Origin of the sequence: Collinsella sp. CLA-JM-H32 (assembly GCF_040098165.1) — a bacterium.
Taxonomy (GTDB): Bacteria; Actinomycetota; Coriobacteriia; order Coriobacteriales; family Coriobacteriaceae; genus Collinsella.
Genome location: NZ_JBBNMZ010000016.1, coordinates 1 through 22,780, shown reverse-complemented (window position 1 = coordinate 22,780; position 22,780 = coordinate 1). Strand labels below are relative to the sequence as shown.

Here is a 22,780-nt window from a genome sequence, read left to right as displayed (position 1 = left end):
GTTAATGGAGCCAGTGACAGGAATCGAACCTGCAACCCACTGATTACAAATCAGTTGCGCTACCGTTGCGCCACACTGGCACACTTGGCGCTTTCGCGCGAAGCCTGTTAAGAATAATGGAATTGCGGACGGGGCGCAACAGGCCGCACGGCGTTATACAAATATGCAAAATCCAGCAACAGCGCGTACCAGGCCCGTTCATTTCTGTCTGTGCGCCCTCAATCTTAAAACCCTTCGCAAGAACGAATAGTTTTAATTACAATTGGCTATATAAAATTATTCGTTCTGGCGAAGGGTTTCTCGATGTTGACTACCAAGGAAGCTGCCGAACTGCTCGGCATCACCCCGCGCAGGGTGCAGGAGCTCATTAAGAACGGCGCGCTGACCGCCCGCAAGGCTTCTGGCGTGTGGCTTGTCGACAAAGACAGCGTAGACACGCGACTCCGCTCCGCAACCAAAAGAGGGGGACGGCCTCGTCGTGGGCATGGGAAAAGCGAAGTCGCATTTACCCTCATGAACCGCACGCATGAAGTGGCCCAGCTGGTCTACAGCAGATCACGGAAAGACTTCACCCACATCGGCGCCGACGTCGATCGTGCCCACGCCCCTATTGGAGTTTTTGCTCCCAGCAAACCTGTATCGCTCAACTCTTTCCGCACTTGGTGGCGCGGCCGCGGTATCCCGCTCGCACGCATTGGGCTAGCCTCCCTGCTTGCAGAAGCCGCAGTCGATGTTCCCGATGAACTCGTACAGCGAAATCTTGGCCTCTCCTTATCCGACCAATATTGGATTAGGCCCCAAGACTCCGGTCTCGCGTGGGAAGATATCAATTTCTTCAATAATGCTTTTGACGACGTCTCTCTCAGCATCGCGCCCTTCGCCCCAGAGGGCAAGGCAGCTGCCGCAAAGCCCGACAACACCTCGGACGGCAATCTTCAAAAGTACTGGACATGCGAGGATGACCGTCGAATCCTCCACAAGGCAGGTGCGCATCTAAACCAGGAACCCTATAACGAGATGGTGGCGACTGCACTTCACCGTCGCATCCTAAACGCTTGCGATTATGTACCCTATTCGCTCGAAGGCGCGGGTACTTCTGCCTTGAGCACATGCAATGTCTTCTTAACTGACGAAGAAGAATATGTCCCTGCGTTCTATGTAAACCAGCATGCAAATGCAGACGAGCGACTAACCGATTACGAACGGTATGTAGCAAACTGCAAGGAGCTTGGAGCGACAGATATAAAAGACGCCCTTGACCGCATGATCGTATGCGATGACATCATTGCCAACTACGATCGTCATTGGCGCAACTTCGGCCTCGTGCGAAACGTCAACTCACTGGTCTGCAGACCAGCCCCCATCTTCGATTCGGGCTCATCACTCTGGTGCAACATATCACTAGAGGAGCTTAGGGCGGGAGAGCACAGTTTTACCAGCGCACAATTTCATTCAAGCCCCGCCAAACAAATGTTGCTCGTCGAGGACATGGGCTGGTTTGACGGCGACAAACTCGAAGGCTTCGTTGACGAGGCAATCGAGATTCTGTCCAGAAACGACGCACTCACGGCAAGGCTGCCATATCTAAAAGAGGCGCTAACATGGCGCCTCCGTAGAATGATCGACATCGCTGAATGGAGTTAGCAAGACAGCGTCGCGCCGTCAGCTCCCCTATCTCCCGCGCAGGGCCTTGAGCTTGGCCAGGGCATCGGGGCTCAGGCGGCTGCCCAGGGTCATCTTGATCTGCGGAGCTTCCTCTGCCTCGTGAACGTCGTTATCGATCTGTTTGATCTCGTCCACCAGCATACGGCTCGAGATGCGCGTAACGCCCTTGCCCATGACGACGGCCTGGATCGTGCCGTCACTCGATACCACGGAGCACGCGCGGCCTTCCTCGCGTGCCTCGATACAGAGCTTCTGCACCACGGTATCGGCAGAGACGCCCGTCGGCGAAAACTCGATGCGCACGCCACGGGCCGGCAGATTGGGGCGCTCGCTGGAGATATTGCCCGCGCCGTCGAACACGATTACGGCCTCGTAGCGGCCTTGGGCAAACGCGGCAACGTCGTTGATGAGGGCAGTGCGCGCCATATCGTGAACGTCGCTGGAATACGGATCGTCGGAATGGTCGTACACGAGCTTTTCGTAGCGCGGCGTGCAGTGGATCACGTTGTAACCGTCGACCACCAGCAGCTCGGGCTTGTTGGAGTGCACCGTCGAGACTGGGTCGGCGATAGCCTGCGCAAACGCATTGCCGCCCACGCCATAGGTCGCAGCCGAAACAATCGGCTTGGCCGAGCCCTCGCCAAAGCGCTTGGCCTTGGACTTGGCGCGGTTCTTCTTGGACATGCGCTACTCCTCCCCCATGAGCTCGCCGGCATTGCGGCGCAGCCACTCAAAGCACAGCGCCGTTGTCGCCTGGGCAACATTGAGGCTCTCGGTCATGCCGCGCTGGGGAAGCTTGGTCAAAAAGTCGCATTTCTCAAGCACCAGGCGCGAGATGCCGCCGCCCTCGGAGCCCATGACGAGCGCCACGCGGCCCTCGAAGGGAGCATCCCAGCAGCTGCCCTCGGCGTGCTCGGAGGCACCGCCCACCCAAAAGCCAGCGGCCTTGAGGTCATCGAGCGCACGGGCGATATTGGGAACCTGTGCGATAGGCAGGTGCATGACAGCACCGGCAGAAGTCTTGTAGCTGCCAACGGTCACGCCGGCGGCGCGCTTGTTGGCAATGATGACGCCCGCCGCGCCCACGACCTCGGCAGAGCGCACAATGGCACCAAAGTTACCGTCGTCGGTCACATGATCGAGCACGACGACGAGCGCCGGTCCGTCACCCGCGCGGCCGAGGATGTCGGCGACGTCGGCATAGGGGAAGTTGCCAACCTCGAGCGCAATACCCTGGTGAGCGCCATGGCTCGACAGCGCATCGAGCTGCGCGCGCGGCACATACTTAATGCGGACGCCCGCGGCATTGAGGTCATCGATCAGGCGCGACAAGGCGGCATCGCGCTCCCCGCCCTCGGCAATGAGCGCACACTTGATGGGAAAACCAGTGCGTAGCGCCTCGGCGGCAGCACGACGACCTTCGATAAACTCGCCCTTGGGAGCCTGGACAGCGTCGCGGTTGCGATCGCGCTGCGGACGTGCGGCCTGGGTGCGATCGCGCTGGCCCTTGGGAGCGGCAGCGCGATCATTGCGGCGAATCGGACGCGAGCCAGAAGCAGCCTGCTTGCCGCCACGAGGCGCACGCTTGCGATTGTCGGCCATAAAGTGACCTCCTAAATACAACTATCAAACGAAACAAAATAAACGACCGCCCATGAATATTAATTCGGGCGGTCGGTACGGGTTTTCCAAGTGCCCGAGATTGCCGTGAAAGAGGAGCGACGCGTACTTGAGTACGCGAGCGACGGTTTGAACGGCAAGGTCGGGTGCTTGGGAAACCCGCGGGGATTAGAGAGATTTGATACGAGTGCCGGCGGCGGTATCTTCAATCGTCAGCCCGAGGTCCTTGAGCTGGTCGCGGATGGCGTCGGCCAGATCCCAGTTCTTGGCGGCACGGGCCTCGGCACGGGCCTCGAGAATCTTGGCAGCGGCCTCGTCCACGTCGTCGCCCGTGTAGGCAACCAAACCGGCGGCAACGCCCAGCAGGCCCAGCGGCAACTCGACCTTGGGCTCGGGAAGCTCAACGCCAAACGTATCGAGCAGCTCGGCCAGCGTATCGGCGGCAGCCAGGACTGCGGCCTTGTCGGCAGCATCGCCCGCCTGCTCCAGGTACTGGTTGCACTCGGTCACAAAGCCAAAGACAGCACCCATGGCACCGGCGGTGTTAAAGTCGTCGTCCATGCACTCCTTAAAGGTGGCACGGGTCTCGGCGGCCTTGGCGGCAAACGCCTCGGATGCTGCCTCATCGGCATCGGCCGTCGCATGGTTCGCGGCCCAGCGCAGGTTCTCGACCGTACCGGCGATACGCGTGAGCGAGTTCTCGGCACCCTCCAGGCGCTCCCAAGAAAAGTCGAGCGGCGAGCGATAGCTCGTCTGCAGCATCAGCAGGCGCAGGGCGGCAGCGGAGTGCTGCTCGAGGACCTCGGCCAGCGTAAAGAAGTTGCCGAGCGACTTGGACATCTTCTCGCCGTCTACCAGCAGCATGCCCGTGTGCATCCAGGTGTTGGAGAAGCCCTGGTGCCAGGCGCAGGTGGCCTGAGCGCACTCGTTCTCGTGATGCGGGAAGGCAAGGTCGGAGCCGCCGCCGTGGATGTCGATCGGAGTGCCCAGGTAGCGATGCACCATGGCGGCGCACTCGGTGTGCCAACCGGGACGGCCCTCGCCCCAGGGGCTCGGCCAGCTGGGCTCGCCGGGCTTGGCGGCCTTCCACAGGGCAAAGTCGAGCGGGTCGTTCTTGTCCTCGTTCTCCTCAATGCGTGCGCCAACCATAAGGTCGTCGATGTTGCGGCCCGAGACCTGACCATAGTTGGGATCGCTGCGCACGGCAAAGTACACATCGCCGTTATCGGCTGCGTAAGCGTGGCCCTGCTCGATAAGCGTCTTGATCATGGCGATCATGGGGCCGATCTCCTTGGTGGCGCGGGGGCGCACATCGGGATCGAGCACGTTGGCGGCGCGCATGACGCCGATGAACTTGTCGGAGAACTCCGTCGCGACCTCGGCGGCCGTACGGCCCTGCTCGTTGGCGCGCTTGATGATCTTGTCGTCGACATCGGTGAGGTTCTGGGCGAACGTGACCTCGTAGCCGCTCGCGATGAGCCAGCGGCGAATCACGTCAAAGCTGATGAACGTGCGGGCGTTGCCGATGTGGATGTTGTCGTAGACCGTGGGGCCGCACACGTACATGCGGACCTTGCCGGACTCGATGGGCTGGAACTCTTCCTTTTTATGGGTAGCGCTGTTGTAGATACGCATTCGTTACTCCTTAACGGTTTTCTGTAGCAGGCAGACGGCCCAGGCGCCGATTCCCTCGCCCTGGCCTTCCCAACCGAGCTTTTCGGTCGTAGTGGCGGCGACGCCCACGTTTTCGACGTCAACGCCCAGGGCATGGGCAAGGTTGGCGCGCATGGCATCGCGGTGCGGGGTGATCTTGGGTTGCTGGCAGGCAATGGTGCAATCGGCATCGACAAACTCGAAGCCCAGCTCGCGCGCATAGTCCATCACGCGAGCGAGCAGCACCATCGAATCGGCACCCTCATAGGCGGGGTCGGTATCGGGGAATAGCTTGCCGATGTCTCCCCCGCGGCAGGCGCCCAGAATAGCGTCGGCCAAGGCGTGCGCGAGCACATCGGCATCCGAGTGGCCCAGCAGGCCGCGCTCGTAGGGAATGTCGACACCGCCGATGATACATCGACGCCCCTCCACCAGACGGTGGACGTCGTAGCCATGGCCAATGCGCAGGTTACTGAACATGGGGAAGGTCCTCTCCCTCGGCCATGCGGCCAAGCAGAATCGCGGTTACGGGACGCAGGTCCTCGGGCACCGTCACCTTAAGGTTATCGCGCGGGCTCTGGACACAGCGGACGCGCCCGCCCATGCGCTCGACCAGCGATGAATCGTCAGTACCGATAAAGCCCTCGGCAATCGCCGCGGCATGGGCGCGCTTCATAGCATCGACGCTAAAGATCTGCGGCGTCTGCGCGGCCCAGTACAGCTCGCGCGGCGGCGTCTCGACGATGTTGTCGCCATCGACGATCTTGAGCGTGTCGATCGCGGGCTGACCGCACACGACACCGTCGAGGGCGCGGTCGCCCACAAGCACGTCGATCGCGTGGTCGATGGCCTCGGTCGTAATGAGCGGACGAGCACCATCGTGAATGGCAACGTATTCAAAGCCCGCCGGAACCGCATGCACGCCGGCACGGGTGGAATCCTGGCGGGTATCGCCGGCATCGGCAAAGCTGATGGGCGTGTCATAGTCAAACGGGTCGATGGCAAGGCGGCGCATCTCGGCACGGCGCTCGGCAGGGCAAACCACGACGATGTGGCCGACCTTGTCGCTACGATCGAACGCACGGATGGACCAGCTCATGAGCGGACGGCCCGCCACGTTAACGAGCTGCTTGCCGCCGGGATTTCCAAAGCGCTGGCCGCTGCCACCGGCAACGACCACGGCGCATACGGGCGCCATTATGCGTTCCCCTGTTTGGTGCCCTTCATGCGGTACAGGGAGTCCGCAAGAATGGCAGGGTTGTTAACGCCAAAGTCGCCCAGGCGCTCCGGATCCTCGCTGATGTCGTCCATGAGCTCCTGCAGCGAGCCGTACTCGTCGACGATCTTCTCGGCCACGCCGTCACGCACGACGGACACGCGCGAAAGCGTGCGCAGGCCCAGCGGCGTCATGACGGAGTCCTCGTCCAGGTCGTCATAGCCCAGAACTGCCGCCACGTGCTGCGGGTCGGATAGGTCCTTAGGCGTCATACGGGCAAGCTCAGCGCGGATCTTCTCGGCGTTGGCCTCAGAGGAATCGCTTGCGTAGTCGCGGATCATCAAGTCGTATTCGGTATCCATGCTGGAGCCCGCGAGCTGCTCGAGCTGCATCTGCACGAGCTTGCCCTGGTTACCCAGCTTGACGATGCAATCCTTAAGCTCGGTCTTTGCCTGTTGCATGATCTCGAAACTCGAGAAGATGCCGGTGATGTCGGCGAGCGTAACGTAGTCGTCGAGCTCAAGGGCCGTCAGGCGCAGCAAGGAGCGGTCGAGCGACTGACGGGTGGTCTGGAGCGTGGCGACGAGCTGGTTGACCGAGCTCATGATGGTGGTGACGGGCTGGATCTCGTAGCTCTTGCCGTGAACGTACACGTTAACGACGGCGCGACGGGCCGAGACCGAGATCACGATGGCATCGGTGAGCACCGACATGCGAGCGGCAGTACGGTGACGCATGCCCGTCTCACTCGTGGCAAGCGAGGGATCGGGATTGAGGTGGAAGTTGGCGCGCAGGATCTGGGTGAGGTCGCCATCGATAACGATGGCGCCGTCCATCTTGGAAAGCTCGAACAGGCGGTTCGAGGTAAACGAAATGTTGAGCGGGAAGCCGTCGTTACCGGCAGCAAGCACGTTTTCGGTGTCGCCGACGCAGATAAGGGCACCCAGGTGACCGGCAATGATCATGTCGAGGGCGGTGCGGATCGGCTGGCCAGGTGCCGTCAGGCGAATGGCCTGTTCCATACGCTTTTGCAGCTCGTTCTTATCCAAGGCATCGCTCCCATCGTATACGCTCCATAAACGTCAATAAGTTTCTCACGGTTTGCCCCTGTGACGCCCGCAAAATCCGATGCTTACAGAATGAGCGAACACAGCTGAGAGCCCCAATCCAAATGAGCTGCTTATGTGGTAGCATCGGGATTCGCATAAATGAGGGAGTAGTCGCGTGGCCGGTTTCGCCTCCGGTGGCGCGGCAAGTCAACATACTGGCCGATGCGGCCTGACTTGCCTTAATGAACGAGACTCGTGGCTGTGCGCGCAACGCGTACGCCACGGGTCTTTTTTGTTGCTCCCCCGGCAGAAGTACACGCGGGTTCGCCCGCAGAGAGGGAGCCAGACTATGGGACTCACAGAGCTCGCGTTGCTCGCCGTTGGCCTTTCGATGGACGCCTTTGCCGTTTCCATCTGCAAGGGCCTTGGCATGAAGAAGATCAACCTTAAAGTCGCCGTGGTGCTCGGCCTGTTCTTTGGCGGCTTTCAGGCCGGCATGCCCGTAATCGGATGGGCGCTCGGCAGTCAATTCATGGGCATCATCGGACCCATCGACCATTGGATCGCCTTTATCCTTTTGGCCTTCATCGGCGGCAAAATGCTGCGGGAGGCCTTTACCGAGGACGAGGATGAGGACGAGAGCGACGGCAAGGATGCCGAAAAGATTGACCTGGGTGAGTACCTGATCCTCGCCATCGCCACCTCAATCGACGCCCTGGCCGTGGGCATCTCATTTGCCGCACTCTCGGCCGACATCGTCCCCGCCGTGTCGCTCATAGGCATCACGACCTTCATCTTCTCCGTTGCCGGCGTGGCGATTGGCCGCATCTTTGGCGCGCGCTACGAAAAGCCCGCCACCATCGTGGGCGGCGTTGCACTCATCCTCATCGGCCTCAAGATTTTGCTGGAGCACCTAGGGATTTTGGTGCTGTAAAACACCCTTCAAAACTAAACGTCCGTATGAGGCCTCATGCAGAGTTTTGCATGAGGCCTTTTCATGCAGACTTTTGCATGTCATACTAGGATGCAAAAGTCTGCACGTTAGGAGATTGCCATGGATACCCTTCCCATCACCACGCCGCGCCAAGCCGGCATCTACGTGCGTCAGGCGCGCGAGGCGCAGGGGATCACCCGTGCCGCCCTCGCTAAAAAAGCCGGTGTTTCGGAACGCCTGCTCGCATCGCTCGAGCTAGGAGACGCCACCGGCATTCGACTCGACAAGTTGCTGACCGTCTTTAACGCACTCGGCATTGGTCTCTTCGCGCAAAGCGATAACGACTCCATCGCATCGCCCTCCGAACATCCGACGACGATAGTGAACCTCCCTATCGCGAACTCGAATACCCTGCCAAAGCCAAGCGCAGGCAGACGACCCACTCGACAAGGAACGCCATCTTCCTATGGTGCCTTGCTGGCCCAAATCGCAGCCGAGCAAGGCCTTTCCGGCACTTCAAACCTCTCCTTTGGCTGCAAGGTTGTGAAATAAATGGCAGAGATGGAGCTCGCGACCCTCATTTGTGGCGAAATCGCCGGCACTCTCCGCCAAGACGAGCATGGACTCTGCAGCTTTGCATACGCCCCAACCTATCGCGGAGCACCGTTATCGCTAACAATGCCGCTTTCCAATCGCACGTATGGCCATAGCATCGTCCGCCCGTTCCTATTTGGCCTTTTGCCCGACAGTCAAGAGCAGCGTCGCGCTATTGCCACCGAGCATGATGTTGCATCCAACAACCCCGTCGCCCTCTTGTGCCATATCGGTCTAGACTGCGCGGGGGCCGTTCAGTTTTGTCGAGCCGATCAATTAGACGCCGCCCGCGGCAGGGTCTCGGCATACCGCCCGCTTACCAATTCTCAAATCGCTCACAAGCTCAAAGCAATTCGCGATGACGAAAGAGAGACATGGATGGGCTCCAACGAAAGCTGGTCCCTGGGCGGCAATCAAGGCAAATTTACACTAGCTTGGCATGATGGCCAATGGTGCGAATGTCTAGGGTCATCCCCCACTACCCATATCTTCAAAAATGGTGTCGTTGGGTTCAAACATCAGGCCTTAAACGAATTCGTCTGCATGAAAACGGCTCGGCGTGTTGGCATTCCAACTGCCAACGTCTCCTATTACACATTTGAAGACGAAGCCGCGCTCGTCGTTGAACGGTACGACAGAATGGTCAATAGCAGCGGAAATATCGAAAGGCTGCATCAGGAGGACTTTTGCCAGGCGCTCGGTGTATTGCCAATCCAGAAATACACCGCCGACGGAGGACCAACTACACGAGACATCCAAGAACGACTGATTAACACAGTCCCCCACCACATGAATCTTGTGCTTTTTACCTATATGTTGTTCTATAACGCCATTATCGGAGCGCCTGACGCACACGCTAAAAACTACTCGCTCATCCTTGGCAAAGGCACAAACGCGGCGCTCGCACCCATGTACAATGTCGCATCGGGGCTGGCATACGAGCGCATGCGCCGCCGGGCGCGCCTTGCCATGAGCGTTGGCGGCGAAAATCGTGTGGGGCGCATCGGTCCAGGCGCTATCCGCCGATACCACGGTATGGGCGACCCCGCGCTGGAGGCGGCACTCACCGATGCCGGGCTATCCGAGAAGTTTTGCTTTGCGACCATGATGGACCTCGCCTACGAGGTGCCCATTTGCATGGAAGAGGTCATGGACGAATACGCCGACCTGCCCGGCATAGCGGACCTGCGCGAGCATATGCTCGGCCCCGTCCGCGAAAACTGCCAGCGCACCCTCGACCTCATCAAGGCAGAAATGGACTAGGTGGCCTTAATTTCGCAATTATCAAACAAAAGAGAGGGGACACCCGTCGCAAAAGACCGGGTGCCCCCTCTCATAATGTCATTTGCAATCCGCTAGCACGTGGCTCGGACTGCTGCTAGCGCAACCTTTACGCAGCGAGGCGCTTGAGGACGTCGATGAGCAGCTCGTAGAAGCGCTCGGCAGAAGCGAGCTCCATGCTCTCGTCCGGGGTATGGACATCGGAGAGCGTCGGGCCCACGGCGATGGCGTCCAGGCCGTGCAGAGCCTCGGCAAACAGGCCGCACTCAAGGCCGGCGTGAATGGACTCGATGCGCAGCTCGGAGCCAAAGAGCTCTCGATAGCTCTCGACAAAGACTTCGCGGACCGGCGAATGCTCGGCATAGCTCCAGCCGGGATACTCGAACTCAAACTTGGCGTCGAAGCCCAGGACATCGGCAAGCGTCTGCAGGCGGTCCTTGAACTCGTTCTGCAGCGAGGTGATCGAGGAGCGCGGGGACAGCATAATCTTGACCTCGTCATCGGAGGTGGCGACCACGCCGATGTTGGAGGAAACCTCGACGGAGCCGTCGGTGGCGACGTTGCGGCGAATCACGCCGTTAGGGGCAAGACGCAGGGCGCGGATGAGGGCAAGCGCGGACTTCTCGTCCATGGCCTCGACCTCGGCGTCGTCGGCAATCTCGACGGTGCAGGTAAAGCCGGGGTCGAAGACCTCGAGCTCGGCAGTGACGTCGGCGATGATGCCCTTTGCGATCTGGGCCGCGGCCTCGGCGGCAGCGTGATCGGCATAGACCAGAACGGCCTTGCACTCACGGTTGATGGCGTTGTCCTTGGTGCCGCCGTTGAAGCTGACGATGGCGGGCTCGCCGGCGACCATCAGGCGGTCGATGATGCGGGCCATGATGAGGTTTCCGTTGCCGCGCTCCAGGTTGATATCACTGCCGGAGTGGCCGCCCAACAGACCGGAAATGTCGAGCGTGAGGGTGCTACCGGTCTTGTGCTCGCGCACGATGGGGCAGGTGTAGGTAACGACGACGCCGCCGGCGCAGCTGACGGTGGCAACGCCCTCCTCCTCGGAGTCGAGGTTGATCATGGTGCGGGCGCTGATCTGGGACTTGTCGAGCGTCTCGGCGCCAACCAGGCCGGTCTCCTCGTCGGTGGTGAACACGCACTCGAGGGCCGGATGGGCAATCGAATCGTCGTTGAGCACAGTAAGCATAAGCGCGACGGCGATACCATTGTCGGCGCCCAGGGTGGTGCCGTTGGCGGTAAGGACGCCGTCCTTGACGACCAGGTCGATACCATCGGTCGTAAAGTCGTGCTCAACGGAGCCCAACTTGTCGCACACCATATCGATGTGGCCCTGCAGCATCACGGTCGGGGCATTCTCGGCGCCGGCAGATGCGGGCTTGCGAATGATGACGTTGTAGACCTCGTCCTGATACACATCGAGACCGCGCTCCTTGGCAAACGCGACCAGGAAATCGCTGATGCCCTTCTCGTTGCCAGACCCACGGGGGATCGCGCTGACCTCCTCAAAGAAATGGAACAGCTGGGCGGGCTCGTAGCCGGTAATCTTGTAGTCCATGGTGCCTCCTTGGCGCAACTGGTTAGACAGTAAGACATGCGACTTGTATATTCCCAGACTTTGCGTGCATAAACCAGTCGAAAACGCCGAGCGCCCTCGCATCATCGGCTAACGGTGGACCGTATAGCGTAACGGTCACAACTTCCGCAGCTCTACAAATCGAGGCGCCCTTTCCGGAGCGCCTCGATTGCGCGTATCAAATTGTCGCCACGCCCTACAGCGCGCCGGAACCGGCTTGCATCATGCCGCCGGGGCCCGAGGTCACGCCGCCGCTCACGGGCGCGACGTTGCCGGTGTGCGGAGCCGCCGGGGCGGTATCGCCACCGAGCGTGCCCGCCGGACGCGGTGCCGGAATCTCGCCCGTGCCGTGACTAAAGACAAACTTGCCGTCGGCCACATCGCACTGAACGGTATCGCCCTCGCCCCACTCACCGGCCAGCAGTTCCTCGGACAGCGGGTCCTCAATGAGCTTTTGGATGGCACGGCGCAGCGGACGCGCGCCATTGGTGAGGTCGGTGCCCTCGGCCACAATCTTGTCGTAGGCCGCATCGGTGAGCTTGATGTTCATGCCGTTGGCAATCAGGCGTTGACGCAGGTCGTCCACCAGCAGGTGCGCGATCTTGGTCAGATTCTCGCCCGAAAGCTTCTGGAACACCACGATGTCGTCGATACGGTTGAGCAGCTCGGGGCGGAACAGGCGCTTAAGTTCGCCCATCGCACGGCCCTTAATCTCGCTCGAGGTAAGGCCCTGCTCACCGGTGGTGCCAAAACCGACGCTCGCATCCTGCGCGATCTCGCGGGCGCCCACGTTGGACGTCATGATAATCACGGTATTGCGGAAGTCGACCGTCTTGCCCTGGCTATCAGTCAGGCGACCCTCCTCCAGCACCTGCAACAAAATGTTGAAGATGTCGGGGTGCGCCTTCTCGATCTCGTCGAACAGCACGACCGAGTACGGGTGACGACGAACGGCCTTGGTAAGCTGACCGCCCTCATCGTGGCCCACGTAACCCGGAGGGCTACCGATGAGCTTGGAGACCTCAAACTCGCTACCGAACTCGGACATGTCGAAGCTGATGAGCGCGTCCTTGCTGCCAAAGAGGTACTCGGCGAGCGTCTTGGCGAGCTCGGTCTTGCCCGTGCCGGTGGGACCCAGGAAGATAAAGCTGCCGCCGGGGCGACGCGGATCCTTGAGCGGCGAGCGGCTGCGGCGCACGGCCTTGGCGACGGCCTCGACAGCCTCGTCCTGGCCGATGATGCGGGTCTTGAGCACGCTTTCGGTCTGCAGCAGGCGCCGGCTCTCGCTCTCGGTGAGCGAGGAAACCGGCACGCCAGAGGTCACGGACACGATGTCGGCAATCTGGGCGACGTCGATGGTGAGCGGGCTGGCGTCGAGCTCGGCGGTCCAGGCGGCCTTGGCCTCGGCGAGCTCAATCTCGGCGGCCTTCTGCTGCTCGGTGATCTCGGCGGCCTTGTTCATGTCGTCGCTCTCGGTGGCCTCCTGCGCGGCGGCCTTGAGCTCCTCTATGCGATGCTCGGCCTCGCGCACCGGCTCGGGCGCGCGGTTGGCGGCGATGCGGGCGCGGGCGCCGGCCTCGTCAATGAGGTCGATGGCCTTATCGGGCAGGAAGCGATCCTGGATGTAGCGGTTGGAGAGGTTCGCGGCGGCCTCGATAGCACCCTGCGTATAGCGCACATGGTGGTGCTCCTCGTAGCGCGGCTTGAGCGCGGTCAGGATCTTGACCGTGTCCTCGACGCTCGGCTCCTCGACATCGATGGTCTGGAAGCGACGCTCGAAGGCCGGGTCCTTGGTGAGGTACTTGCGGAATTCCTCGGCCGTGGTGGCACCGATAATCTGGAAGGCACCGCGCGCAAGCACGGGCTTGAGCATGGAACTCGCGTCGATGGAGCCCTCGGCAGAACCGGCACCGATGATGGTGTGCATCTCGTCGATAAACAGGATGACGTCGTCGGCTTCGGTCACCTCCTGGATCACGTTCTTGAGGCGCTCCTCAAACTCGCCGCGATACTTGGCACCCGCCACGAGGCCCGGCAGGTCGAGCGTCCAGATATTCTGGTTCATAAGGTTCTCGGGCACGTTGCCGGCTGCAATCTGCTGAGCCAGGCCCTCGACGATAGCCGTTTTGCCCACGCCGGGGTCGCCCAGGATAAGCGGATTGTTCTTGGTGCGGCGCGAAAGGATTTCCATCATGCGCTGGACTTCCTTTTCGCGACCGATCACGGGGTCGAGCTCGCCGTCGCGGGCCTTTTGAGTGAGGTTGGTGGCGAACTGCTTGAGCGTGTCGGTGCCGCTCCCCTTTTGCTGAGAGGCATCCGAGCCGCTAAAGAACGGCAGACCCGCACCGGGACGACCAGCACCGGCGCCGGCGAGTGGACGCTTCTTGTCCTGGTCCTTGGCGGTGAGCTTCTCGATAGCCTTTTTGATGGAGGCGGACGAAACACCCAGGCGCATGAGGATGTCCATGGCCATGCCGTTGCCCTCTTCGACGATACCGATGAGCAGGTGCTCGGTCGACACGTAGGTCTGGTTGTTCTCACGCGCCACGCGGAATGAACGCTCCATCACGCTAATGACGAGCGGCGTAAAGGCGAGCTTGGCCGCCTCGGTCTCCTCACTGGGCTCGGGAACCGTGGTCTGGACCTCTTTGAGAGTATCCATGATGTCATCGTAGGAGATGTCGAGCGAGCGCAGCGCCTCGGCGGCAATGCCCTCGTCCTCCTTGGCGAGTGCGAGCAGCAGGTGCTCGGTGCCCACCTTATTTGAGTGCAGATCGAGCGCCTCCTGTTTGGCCATCGACATGACCTTGCGCGCTCGATCGGTAAATCTATCTAACATGCTCGTTTCCTTACATGAGTTCATCGAAATCAAAACGCCCGCCCGTCGGCGGCGCTTTTGTCTCTTTACCCACAGGTTGTCTATGTTAACAGCTGGAGGAATATCTATAAACCCGGCTCACATGAATGCAGGTTATGACCGCATCGCGGGACTCACCGCGCGATGCGCGACAGGCGCCCCGCAAGAGAAACCCTAGGCGTCTTTCACCACGTCGGGACTCGTCGCACGCGATGCGCGATAGGCATCGGCCTCCTTGGAGACGCGTTCGAGCAGCTCGGATGTATCGACGCCCTCGACTTGCGCGACCGTTTCCACCGTCTGCATGGCGACCGCCCTCAGGTACGCGCACGCGCTGTCCCCCGGCTGCTCGAGGTCTATCTCCTCGCCGCCCTCCCGGGCAAAGCCGACCGCCATCACAAAGCCCATGATGCCCGAGACCAGAAAGCCCACCGCAAAGCTCGAATCTGCCTTGAGCTCTTCTCCGTCGGGGTGGACGATCTCTCTCACGCGGTCGATGATGATCGTATGGATGCCCTGCACGACCTGCTCGGCGGCACCCGCCCTCATGGTGATGACGATGCGCCGCAGCAGGCAGCGGACGTCGCGCCGGTCGAACGCCGAAAGGTCGCCCTCGCTCGAAAAATGCCAGAGGGCATCGGTGATGAGCTCGTTATCCTGCAGCAGCTGGGCTATGGCGATGGCGACGAGTTCATCGAAATCGTGAAAATAGTAGTAAAACGTTCCGCGATTGCACTGGGCGGCGCGGGTCACCTCGCCAACCGACAGCTCGAAGATGCTGTTGTTCTCGATGAGCTCCCAAAACGCCTCGATGATACGGGTGCGTGCATCGGGCGCATCGGCGTCCTTACGCGGTCTCGCCATGCGCCTCACCGCACCCCTGCGCCTTGGCGTTCATGATGAGCATCTGAAGACGGTTCTCCACGTTGGCGAAGCTCACGTCGGGATCGTAGTCGAGCGGCAGGAACTGCGCCGTGGGATACTGCTCCTTGAGCGCATGGATGAGCCCGCGCCCCACGACATGGTTGGGCAGACACCCGAACGGCTGCAGGATCACGAAGTTGCGGCAGCCGCGCTTGGCGTGCTCGAGGATCTCCGCCGGAATCAGCACGCCCTCGCCCGCATCGAACGTATGGTGCAGGATCTTATCGCTCGCGCGCACGAGCTCGGGCATGCGCGTCGGCGGCTCGTAGAGCGGGCTCGCCGCGCCCAGGCGGTCGCAACGGTCGTGCGCGAGCTCGAACAGGTTGTCCGCCGTGGCGTACCAGGCCTTTTCGGGCAGCGACAGGTCGACGTGGAACTCGCGCGACTGCGCATGCTTGTAGAAATAGGTCTTGCGGATCACGTCGGTCATGCGCGCCTCGATGACCTCGAGCCCGTTGTCCTCGAGGTAGCGCTCAATCTCGTGGTTGGCGCCGAGATGGAAATTGAGCAGGTACTCGCCCACGATGAGAACGGTCGGATGCGGGTTCGAGCGGTCGTACGGAACGGCGTCCATGATCGCAAGCGCGCGTTTGAAGCCCGTCGCCTGGCCTCTCAGCCCGGAGCGCTCCATGCCCTCGATAACCTCATCGAGCGCGCGGTCGAACGCAGCGTCCGCCGCGCCCTTCTCGAGCTCGTAGGGACGGATGCGCCTAAGCATGGCCTCGAGGGCATCGATCATGGGAAGACCGTAGGCGATCTGGATGCTCGGGCCAAGGCCGAGCTTGAAGCCCGGATGCGCATTGTGGGCATCGACGTCGTCGTTGGTGAGCACCGGGACATAGTCGTATCCCGCGTCGTCGAGCGCGCGGCGCAGCAGGGGCATGTAGTGCGTCAGGCGGCAGTCACCGATATACTTGCCAGTCACCACGGCGACGTCGTGCGGGTCGTACTTACCGCTCTCGAGTGCCGCGAGCGCCTCGCCGATCACGATTTGCGCGGGGAAGCAGATGTCGTTGTGCACATAGCGTTTGCCCAGGCGGATGGCATCCTCGCGCCCGATATCAAGGGCCTCGGCGCGCACGCCCTGATTGCGCATCGCCGCGGTCATGAGCCTGCAGAACGCATGGGAGGTGTTGGGGACCAGCGCGATCTTGTCGTGCCGGTCGCGCTTGGTGTACTTGACCTTATACGGGTCGTCGAGCGGATGGACCGCGTGCACCCGGGCGCCCTCGGCACGCTCCTCCGCGCGACGACGGTTGACCGACTCGATAAACGAACGCACGCGAATGCCCATGGGACCGGCGACGTCGCTCTCATCGAGCTTGATCATCATCGGAACTTTGGAGCCCATCTCGCCCATCATGCGCGCGATCTCGTCGGTGAGATACGCATCGTGGCCGCAGCCGAAGCTGCCCATCTGCACGAGCTCGAGCTCGGGCGTCGATGCGACGATGACCGCGCACGACAGCATGCGCGCATGGTAGTTGTTCACGATGTCGATGCGGCTGTTGGAAAGATCAACGTTGCAGACCCCCGGCACCGCATCGGGCGTCAGCACGGGGATGCCGCGCTCAGAGAAGAGCTTGGGCAGCCCGTGGTTGACCAGCGGGTCGTTGTGGTACGGGCGCGAAGCGATCACCACCGCGTAGCCGCCGTCCTCGCGCACGTTCTCGAGCACCTGCCTGCCGCGCAGCTGCAGCTGGTTCTCAAACGTCTCCTGCGCGCGGTCCGCCTGCTCGGTCGCCTTGGCAACCAGGTCGGCATCGATATCGAAGGTCTCCTTGCACCACGCCTTGAGCTGGCGGTTTCGGTCGCCCTCGTCGTACCAGTGGAACAGCGGCGTATCGAACGGAACGCCGAAACGCTCCTCCGGGTTATCGGAATTGCGCATCACGTAGGGGTATCCCTTTACGACGGCGCACATCCACTCGCTGGTAGAGGCGGTGTTTTCGGTGGGCACCGTCGTGATGATGGGCATGAAGATGCGGTCGACGCCGGCGTCGACGAGATTGCGGATGTGCCCGTGGACGAGCTTGGCCGGGAAGCACACGGTGTCGGATGTGACGTGCGCCAGACCGCGCTCGTACATCGCCTTGGTGCTGCGTCCCGAGACGCGCACCTTAAAGCCGAGCGTGCTGAAGAACGTCGACCAGAACGGCATGGTGTCCCAGAACTCGAGCACACGGGGAATGCCGATCGTGACATCGCGCCCCCCGCAGACGGGAACCGTGGGGTACGACTCGAACAGCAGCTTCTCGCGGTCGACAAAGAGATTGGGGGCAGCCGCGGTCCGGTCGCGCCCCGTGCCGGGTGCCTGTGCCTCGCAAGCACCCTGCGGACGCAGCTCCTCCGCCGCGGGAACCTCGCGCACGAGCTCATCCCATGAGATGGCGCCGCCGCGCGGGCAGCGATTGCCCGTGACGTAAAGCGAGCCGTCGCCAAATGCCACGACCGCGCGCTGGCAGCGGTTGTTGCACCGACGGCAGGTAACGCCGCCGAACTCGCGATGCTCGAAGCGCTCCACGGCATCGAGCCCGATAAACGACGTGCCGGCGTCGCCCTTGCGGCATTCCTCGCGCGCGAGCAGGGCGATACCGATAGCGCCCATCAGCCCCGGGTGGGGCGCACGCGTGACGGGTTTGCCCAGATACTGCTCGAATGCGCGCAGCACCGCGTCGTTTCGGAACGTGCCGCCCTGGACGACGACTTTGTCGCCCAGACGGTTGAGATTTGAAACGCGAATGACCTTGGTGAACACGTTCTCGATAATCGAACGGCAGAGACCGGCCATGATGTCGCCCGGACCCTTACCGCGCCGCTGCTCGGAAACGACGCTGCTGTTCATGAACACCGTGCAGCGGCTGCCGAGAACGGCGGGGGCTTTGGACGAAAATGCCTCGGTCGCGATATCCTCAACGGCTATTCCGAGGTTTTTGGCAAAACCCTCGAGGAACGAGCCGCAGCCCGCAGAGCACGCCTCGTTGACGACGATATCGGTCAGCACGCCGTGGTTGAGCCAGATGGCCTTCATATCCTGTCCGCCGATGTCGAGCACGAAGGTCGCATCGGGAACGCATGCGCACGCGGCGCGGGCGTGCGCGACCGTCTCGACCGTATGGTAGTCGGCGTGGAACGCGCGCGCGAAAAGCTCCTCGCCGTATCCCGTGGTGCCCACGGCATCGATCGCAAGCGTGACTCCCGCTGTCTCCCAGCGGTTCTTCAAGCTGACAAGACCCTGTTGGGCGACGTCGAGCGGTCTGCCGTTATTAGACGCGTAGAACGAATCGACAAGCTCACCCGCCTCATCGACCAGGGCGAACTTGGTCGTCGTGCTCCCCGAATCGATACCGAGCGCCACACGCACCGTCTCTCCGGGCGCATACGCATCCGGACCCTTTGCCGGCGTCTCTTTGCCATGGCGTGCCGTAAAATCCGCCTGCTCGGCAGGTGTGGCAAAAAAGGGCTGGGCAAGACGTCCCTCCCCGCTTGCGGGCGCGACCGTCTCGAGCTTATCCAGCCGGACAAAAGCGTCGGGAAGGTCGATCGGTTGGGACGATGCGAACATGTCGGTCAGCGACAGGGCGGCACCGCGCGCGACCATGATCTGCGGATCGCGCGGGACGATAACCTGATCGTCCGATAGATTCAGTTGCTCCCGGAACACGCGGACCAGTGTGGGGTTGTAGGCGAGCGTACCGCCCTCGAAGATTACCGGCGGCTCGATGTCGATACCCTGGGCCAGACCGCCGATCGTTTGGCGGGCGACCGCGTGAAGCGCCGAAAGCGCCAGGTCGGTGGTAGGAATGCCCTCGTTGAGCAGCGGCTGGATATCGGTCTTTGCGTACACGCCGCAGCGGCCCGAGACCTCGTGGACGGTCGTTCCCCGGCTTGCGAGCTGCTCGAACTCGCCCGATTCGGTGCCGACCCCCATGAGCTTTGCCATCTCGTCGATAAATGCACCGGTACCGCCTGCGCACGAGCCGTTCATGCGCATGTCGGCAACCTCGATGTCTCCCTTATCGTTGGTGCGGAAGAAGATCATCTTGGCGTCTTGGCCGCCCAGCTCGATGGCGCAGCGCGTCTGCGGATAGAACCTGCTGATCGCGAGTGCGTTGGCGACCACCTCCTGAACGTACGAGGCGCCCAGCGCGGTCGCGATATCGCGCGCACCCGAGCCGGTCACCGCAACGCGCAGTGACTCATGGGGAAAGCGCTCGGCGAGCTCGCCGAGCATGGCGCGCACGCTCGCTGTCTGACACGCCCCGTGGCGGCGATATCCCCACCACGCCTCGGTCATATCCTCGTGCATCGCGTAAACTTTGGTCGTCGTCGACCCTACGTCCAGTCCTACTAGCAACGCCATAATGCTCCGTCTCTCGCATTTTTCCCGCTAGAGATATACCACTCTACGTAATACAACAGACTGTTGTATTTAAACTCCGTATAAAAAGCGGCTGCCGAAACGCTTCAGCAGCCGCCGAATGCACCAACAGATTGTTCTGCGCGCTAGCACGTCGGGCAACGGAGCAGCACGGGCCCTCCGGTCATGCGCACCGCTCACGCCCGCGATGTCGCCGAGAGAGCTATCCACGCTTAGGGCTCCAACCAAGCAAGTCGCCCGCGCTCAGCAGATCCCTAAGCGAGCTACTCGCACTCAGGAGCCATAGCCTGCTCCAAGAGCTCGGCATGCTCCTCCTCGAAAACCGTCCCCACAGGGAAGGCGCGACGGAAGACGAAGCGGGAAATCGGACCGGCTACCAAAAGGTTCCACGGCAGCGCCATCACAAAATTATGCGGGATGTTGATCATCCAGATCGCGGGCATGGAATACAGGTTCGCAAGGATGCCGCCGGGCATGTGCGTCAGACCCTCACAGGCACCGTACAGCGACATGATGATGACCATGGGAACGACCATGCAGGAGCTGACGGCGAGCGTCATGGCAAGTGGCGAGCTCTTGCCCGGCGTGACCAAGTACTTAAAGGCGAAACCCTTGGCGAGCGGGCTGGCGACGAACCAGTCGCAGCACATGGCAAAAATGTAGGCAACGGGGAAGCCGAGCCACGCAGTGGCAACGACCTCGCCGTTGATGGCCCCGTGCTGCAGGGCAACGTTGTAGATGCTCATCCAGAGCACCATGCAAAAGCACATGATAAAGGTGAACAGCAGGCTCTCTCGTTTGTTGATAGGCATAAAGGGCAGATTCCTCTCTGTGTTGTACCGCGGCGCCACGCAACAAAAACGGGCGGGCAAGATGGAGCTGTTGGAACTTCATCTCGCCCGCCCGTGGTACGCGCGTCTGCGACTACTTATGTGGTGGAACCAGCCTAGCACGAAACGCATGCGCTTCGTAAGCGTTGAGTTTATGAAGATGCAGGGTACCAATAATCCCCCGACCCCATAAGTTGCGGTGGAATACGGACTGTTTTGACCCTTTGAGCAGCAATTCAGTCCCTATTTCACCGCAACTCATTTGGTGCAAAGTGACCTGTCCCCCCTTGCACCAATTAGCTGGTGTGGCGCCAGCGAGGGTCGGTGAGCGTACGCGCCACACCCAGGCCAACGGGCAAAAACGCCACGATGAGCACTGCGCGCACAAACCAGCCGAGCATATTGACTGTGTCGAAGGTGCACATGTAATACATCGAGCGATACAGATACAAACCCGGCACCATAATGACAATCGAAGGCACCGTGAGAGCGATACGCGGGTAGGTGAGCTTGACTTCGGCCAAGCTTGCCAGCAGACCCGATACCAGCGCGCCGATAAACGCTGCTGCCTCGGGAGGCATTCCCGTGCTGAGGCCCAGGAAGGGAATCATCGTCGGCGCATCGACAAGGGTCAGACGCAGGGTATTGGAAACGGCGCCGATCAACCCAGCCGCCGCGGCCATCTTTACCGGGCTGTTGAACATAACCGAGAAGCCAAATACACCGATAAAGCTCATCAGTATGCGCAAGAGCGTAAGAGCCAACGGTGAGAGGCCGAGCGGGGCGAAGTCATCCGGCGCCAGCCCCACACATTCGGCAACCATCCAGCCTACGAGGGTCGCCATCACAATAATCGACACAGCATACGAAAGACGCTCAATGCCGCTTCGCATGTCGAGCTTAGCGATGTCGAGGCCTGCCGTAATGAGGGGAAAGCCGGGAATCACAAAGAGCATGGCGCCGATATAGCCTTCTTGGTGCGACATTGCCCCCGGTACGACCTGGCCAAGGCCGAGCAATGCCAGCAGATACGAAACGCAAGCGAGCGCAACACCGGTCGTCAGCGCGCTGAACTGACCAAGGCCTTGCTTGAGAATATGGGAGCGGGCAAAGTTGCCGACACCCGCGCCCACAAACGCGCAGGCCATCTCGATAGGGCCGCCGCCGAGCAAAAAGACGAAGGCGCCGCAAGCACAGGCTGCCGCAAGGCCCTGTTGCCAGGGAGAGTAATCGGGCTTTGAGCTCTCAACGGTCCTGAGCATCTCGTGGTATTCGTGCACGGTAAACCGGCGCCCATACGTCTCGATTTCCTTTAAGAAGCTCTCCATCATCCAAATGCGATGGGTATTGACTCCCGTTGTGGGCAGGCTGACAACCTCGTTAAAGCAGTGGCCATCTTCGATGCAAGTGCACTCAAACGACAGAAGACTCAGGTCGACGTGAATCGTGACGCCGAGTACGGCAGCAACACGATTCATGGTATCGCGCACGCGCCAGGCACCTGTTCCGCTTGCCAGCATAAGCATGCCGGTGCGGCAGATGATGGATGACTTGTCGGTGAGCGGCGCATCGACGGCAAGCTCATCGCCTGCCGTCACGATCTGGTGCCAATCAGTTTTCATATGGAGCGCGCCGGCACGAACGCCGTGGTGCATGGGGGCTCTCGAAAGCAGCGAGTCAAGGCGCGAAGACTGTGGGAACTCCGTTGATTCGTCCTCAACCTCATCAGTCTCTTCATCGACCAGATCAAAGGAATCAAGCGGCGCTGGCTCGCGACGGTCGATCAGCTCCTCGTCCTCATCATCAAAGTAATTGAACTGATCGAGCATGTCCTCTTCGATTGAACGCTCGCTCGCGTCGTCCATATAGACGCTCCCTTCCTACCGACTAACCCCCATCCTAGGCAGCAACGGCTAAAGGAAACATAAAAGAGACGGCTGTCATGCATGGAAGGCGCAAACCCCCAATGCGTCGGTAGATCCCCAACGACTAGGACTGTCCCCAAGTGCCGGCAGAAAAGGAACGTCCCTAAGTGCCAACCAGGGCAACACCGCAGATAGAGGACGAACAGACACTATGACCCAATCCGAGGGCACTAAAAAGATAGGAGCCCCCGCTCGTGACCGCGGGTCGGGGCTGCGACAATGATGTTGAAGTGCCATGGGCGCAGCCGCGCCGCAACGAGGTTGGG

16 protein-coding genes and 1 tRNA gene are annotated in these 22,780 nt (G+C 61.1%); 4 read left to right on the top strand and 13 right to left on the bottom strand.

The genetic code is table 11. From position 1 onward, the window contains the following. Window positions 1-5 precede the first annotated feature (5 nt). Window positions 6-80 (bottom strand) — tRNA-Thr (locus tag AAA021_RS09015). A gap of 223 nt (window positions 81-303) precedes the next feature. Between AAA021_RS09015 and AAA021_RS09010 the strand changes: the two genes are divergently transcribed. Continuing rightward, entirely contained in the window at window positions 304-1,644 is a 1,341-nt protein-coding gene (locus tag AAA021_RS09010) for a DNA-binding protein (RefSeq protein ID WP_349088945.1), read from the top strand. A 27-nt stretch (window positions 1,645-1,671) separates the two neighbouring features. Here AAA021_RS09010 and AAA021_RS09005 read toward each other — a convergent pair whose 3' ends face one another. The 6 genes from AAA021_RS09005 to disA all read right to left on the bottom strand — a co-directional run bounded on the left by AAA021_RS09005 (window position 1,672) and on the right by disA (window position 7,203). Continuing rightward, complete coding sequence (locus AAA021_RS09005) at window positions 1,672-2,349, bottom strand: NYN domain-containing protein (RefSeq protein WP_006234978.1); 678 nt, start codon at window positions 2,347-2,349, stop codon at window positions 1,672-1,674. A gap of 3 nt (window positions 2,350-2,352) precedes the next feature. Continuing rightward, the gene (rlmB, locus tag AAA021_RS09000) at window positions 2,353-3,267 is read right to left on the bottom strand and encodes a 23S rRNA (guanosine(2251)-2'-O)-methyltransferase RlmB (protein ID WP_349088944.1); all 915 of its coding nucleotides are present in this window, start codon (window positions 3,265-3,267) and stop codon (window positions 2,353-2,355) included. A gap of 186 nt (window positions 3,268-3,453) precedes the next feature. Beyond that, the gene (gene cysS, locus AAA021_RS08995; RefSeq protein ID WP_117647641.1) at window positions 3,454-4,920 is read right to left on the bottom strand and encodes a cysteine--tRNA ligase; all 1,467 of its coding nucleotides are present in this window, start codon (window positions 4,918-4,920) and stop codon (window positions 3,454-3,456) included. Between the two features lie 3 nt (window positions 4,921-4,923). Next, window positions 4,924-5,418 carry a 2-C-methyl-D-erythritol 2,4-cyclodiphosphate synthase gene (ispF, locus tag AAA021_RS08990; RefSeq protein ID WP_006234975.1) on the bottom strand — a complete coding sequence of 165 codons (495 nt, stop codon included), beginning with the start codon at window positions 5,416-5,418 and terminating at the stop codon, window positions 4,924-4,926. Then, window positions 5,408-6,136 (bottom strand): 2-C-methyl-D-erythritol 4-phosphate cytidylyltransferase, encoded by a 729-nt coding sequence (ispD, locus tag AAA021_RS08985; RefSeq protein WP_117646055.1) that lies wholly within the window; start codon window positions 6,134-6,136, stop codon window positions 5,408-5,410. Before ispD ends, ispF begins: the two co-directional genes overlap by 11 nt. Then, complete coding sequence (gene disA, locus AAA021_RS08980) at window positions 6,136-7,203, bottom strand: DNA integrity scanning diadenylate cyclase DisA (RefSeq protein ID WP_040359001.1); 1,068 nt, start codon at window positions 7,201-7,203, stop codon at window positions 6,136-6,138. The genes ispD and disA overlap by 1 nt, the downstream gene beginning before the upstream one ends. 349 nt (window positions 7,204-7,552) lie before the next feature. Here disA and AAA021_RS08975 point away from each other — a divergent pair, with 349 nt between their 5' ends. The 3 genes from AAA021_RS08975 to AAA021_RS08965 all read left to right on the top strand — a co-directional run bounded on the left by AAA021_RS08975 (window position 7,553) and on the right by AAA021_RS08965 (window position 9,994). Beyond that, complete coding sequence (locus tag AAA021_RS08975; protein ID WP_349088943.1) at window positions 7,553-8,137, top strand: manganese efflux pump MntP family protein; 585 nt, start codon at window positions 7,553-7,555, stop codon at window positions 8,135-8,137. A 120-nt stretch (window positions 8,138-8,257) separates the two neighbouring features. After that, entirely contained in the window at window positions 8,258-8,689 is a 432-nt protein-coding gene (locus AAA021_RS08970) for a helix-turn-helix domain-containing protein (protein WP_055250326.1), read from the top strand. Further along, on the top strand, window positions 8,690-9,994 hold the full coding sequence (locus tag AAA021_RS08965) for a type II toxin-antitoxin system HipA family toxin (protein ID WP_349088942.1): 1,305 nt from the start codon (window positions 8,690-8,692) through the stop codon (window positions 9,992-9,994). It abuts the gene before it with no gap. Window positions 9,995-10,121: 127 nt separating this feature from the next. On the opposite strand, the gene AAA021_RS08960 is transcribed toward AAA021_RS08965, so the two are convergent. The 6 genes from AAA021_RS08960 to AAA021_RS08935 all read right to left on the bottom strand — a co-directional run bounded on the left by AAA021_RS08960 (window position 10,122) and on the right by AAA021_RS08935 (window position 22,454). Further along, the gene (locus tag AAA021_RS08960; RefSeq protein WP_055285226.1) at window positions 10,122-11,579 is read right to left on the bottom strand and encodes an aminoacyl-histidine dipeptidase; all 1,458 of its coding nucleotides are present in this window, start codon (window positions 11,577-11,579) and stop codon (window positions 10,122-10,124) included. Window positions 11,580-11,793: 214 nt separating this feature from the next. After that, the gene (locus AAA021_RS08955; RefSeq protein WP_349088941.1) at window positions 11,794-14,436 is read right to left on the bottom strand and encodes an ATP-dependent Clp protease ATP-binding subunit; all 2,643 of its coding nucleotides are present in this window, start codon (window positions 14,434-14,436) and stop codon (window positions 11,794-11,796) included. Window positions 14,437-14,628: 192 nt separating this feature from the next. After that, window positions 14,629-15,318, bottom strand: a complete 690-nt coding sequence (locus AAA021_RS08950) for a TetR/AcrR family transcriptional regulator (RefSeq protein ID WP_055309426.1) — start codon at window positions 15,316-15,318, stop codon at window positions 14,629-14,631. Then, window positions 15,302-19,741: an acyl-CoA dehydratase activase gene (locus tag AAA021_RS08945; RefSeq protein WP_349088939.1), complete on the bottom strand. Its 4,440-nt coding sequence runs from the start codon at window positions 19,739-19,741 to the stop codon at window positions 15,302-15,304. The genes AAA021_RS08950 and AAA021_RS08945 overlap by 17 nt, the downstream gene beginning before the upstream one ends. Window positions 19,742-20,022: 281 nt before the next feature. Next, window positions 20,023-20,571, bottom strand: coding sequence for a DUF2798 domain-containing protein (locus AAA021_RS08940; protein WP_349088937.1), 549 nt, complete (start codon window positions 20,569-20,571; stop codon window positions 20,023-20,025). Window positions 20,572-20,885: 314 nt separating this feature from the next. Further along, the gene (locus AAA021_RS08935) at window positions 20,886-22,454 is read right to left on the bottom strand and encodes a threonine/serine exporter family protein (RefSeq protein WP_349088935.1); all 1,569 of its coding nucleotides are present in this window, start codon (window positions 22,452-22,454) and stop codon (window positions 20,886-20,888) included. Between the last annotated feature and the right edge of the window lie 326 nt (window positions 22,455-22,780).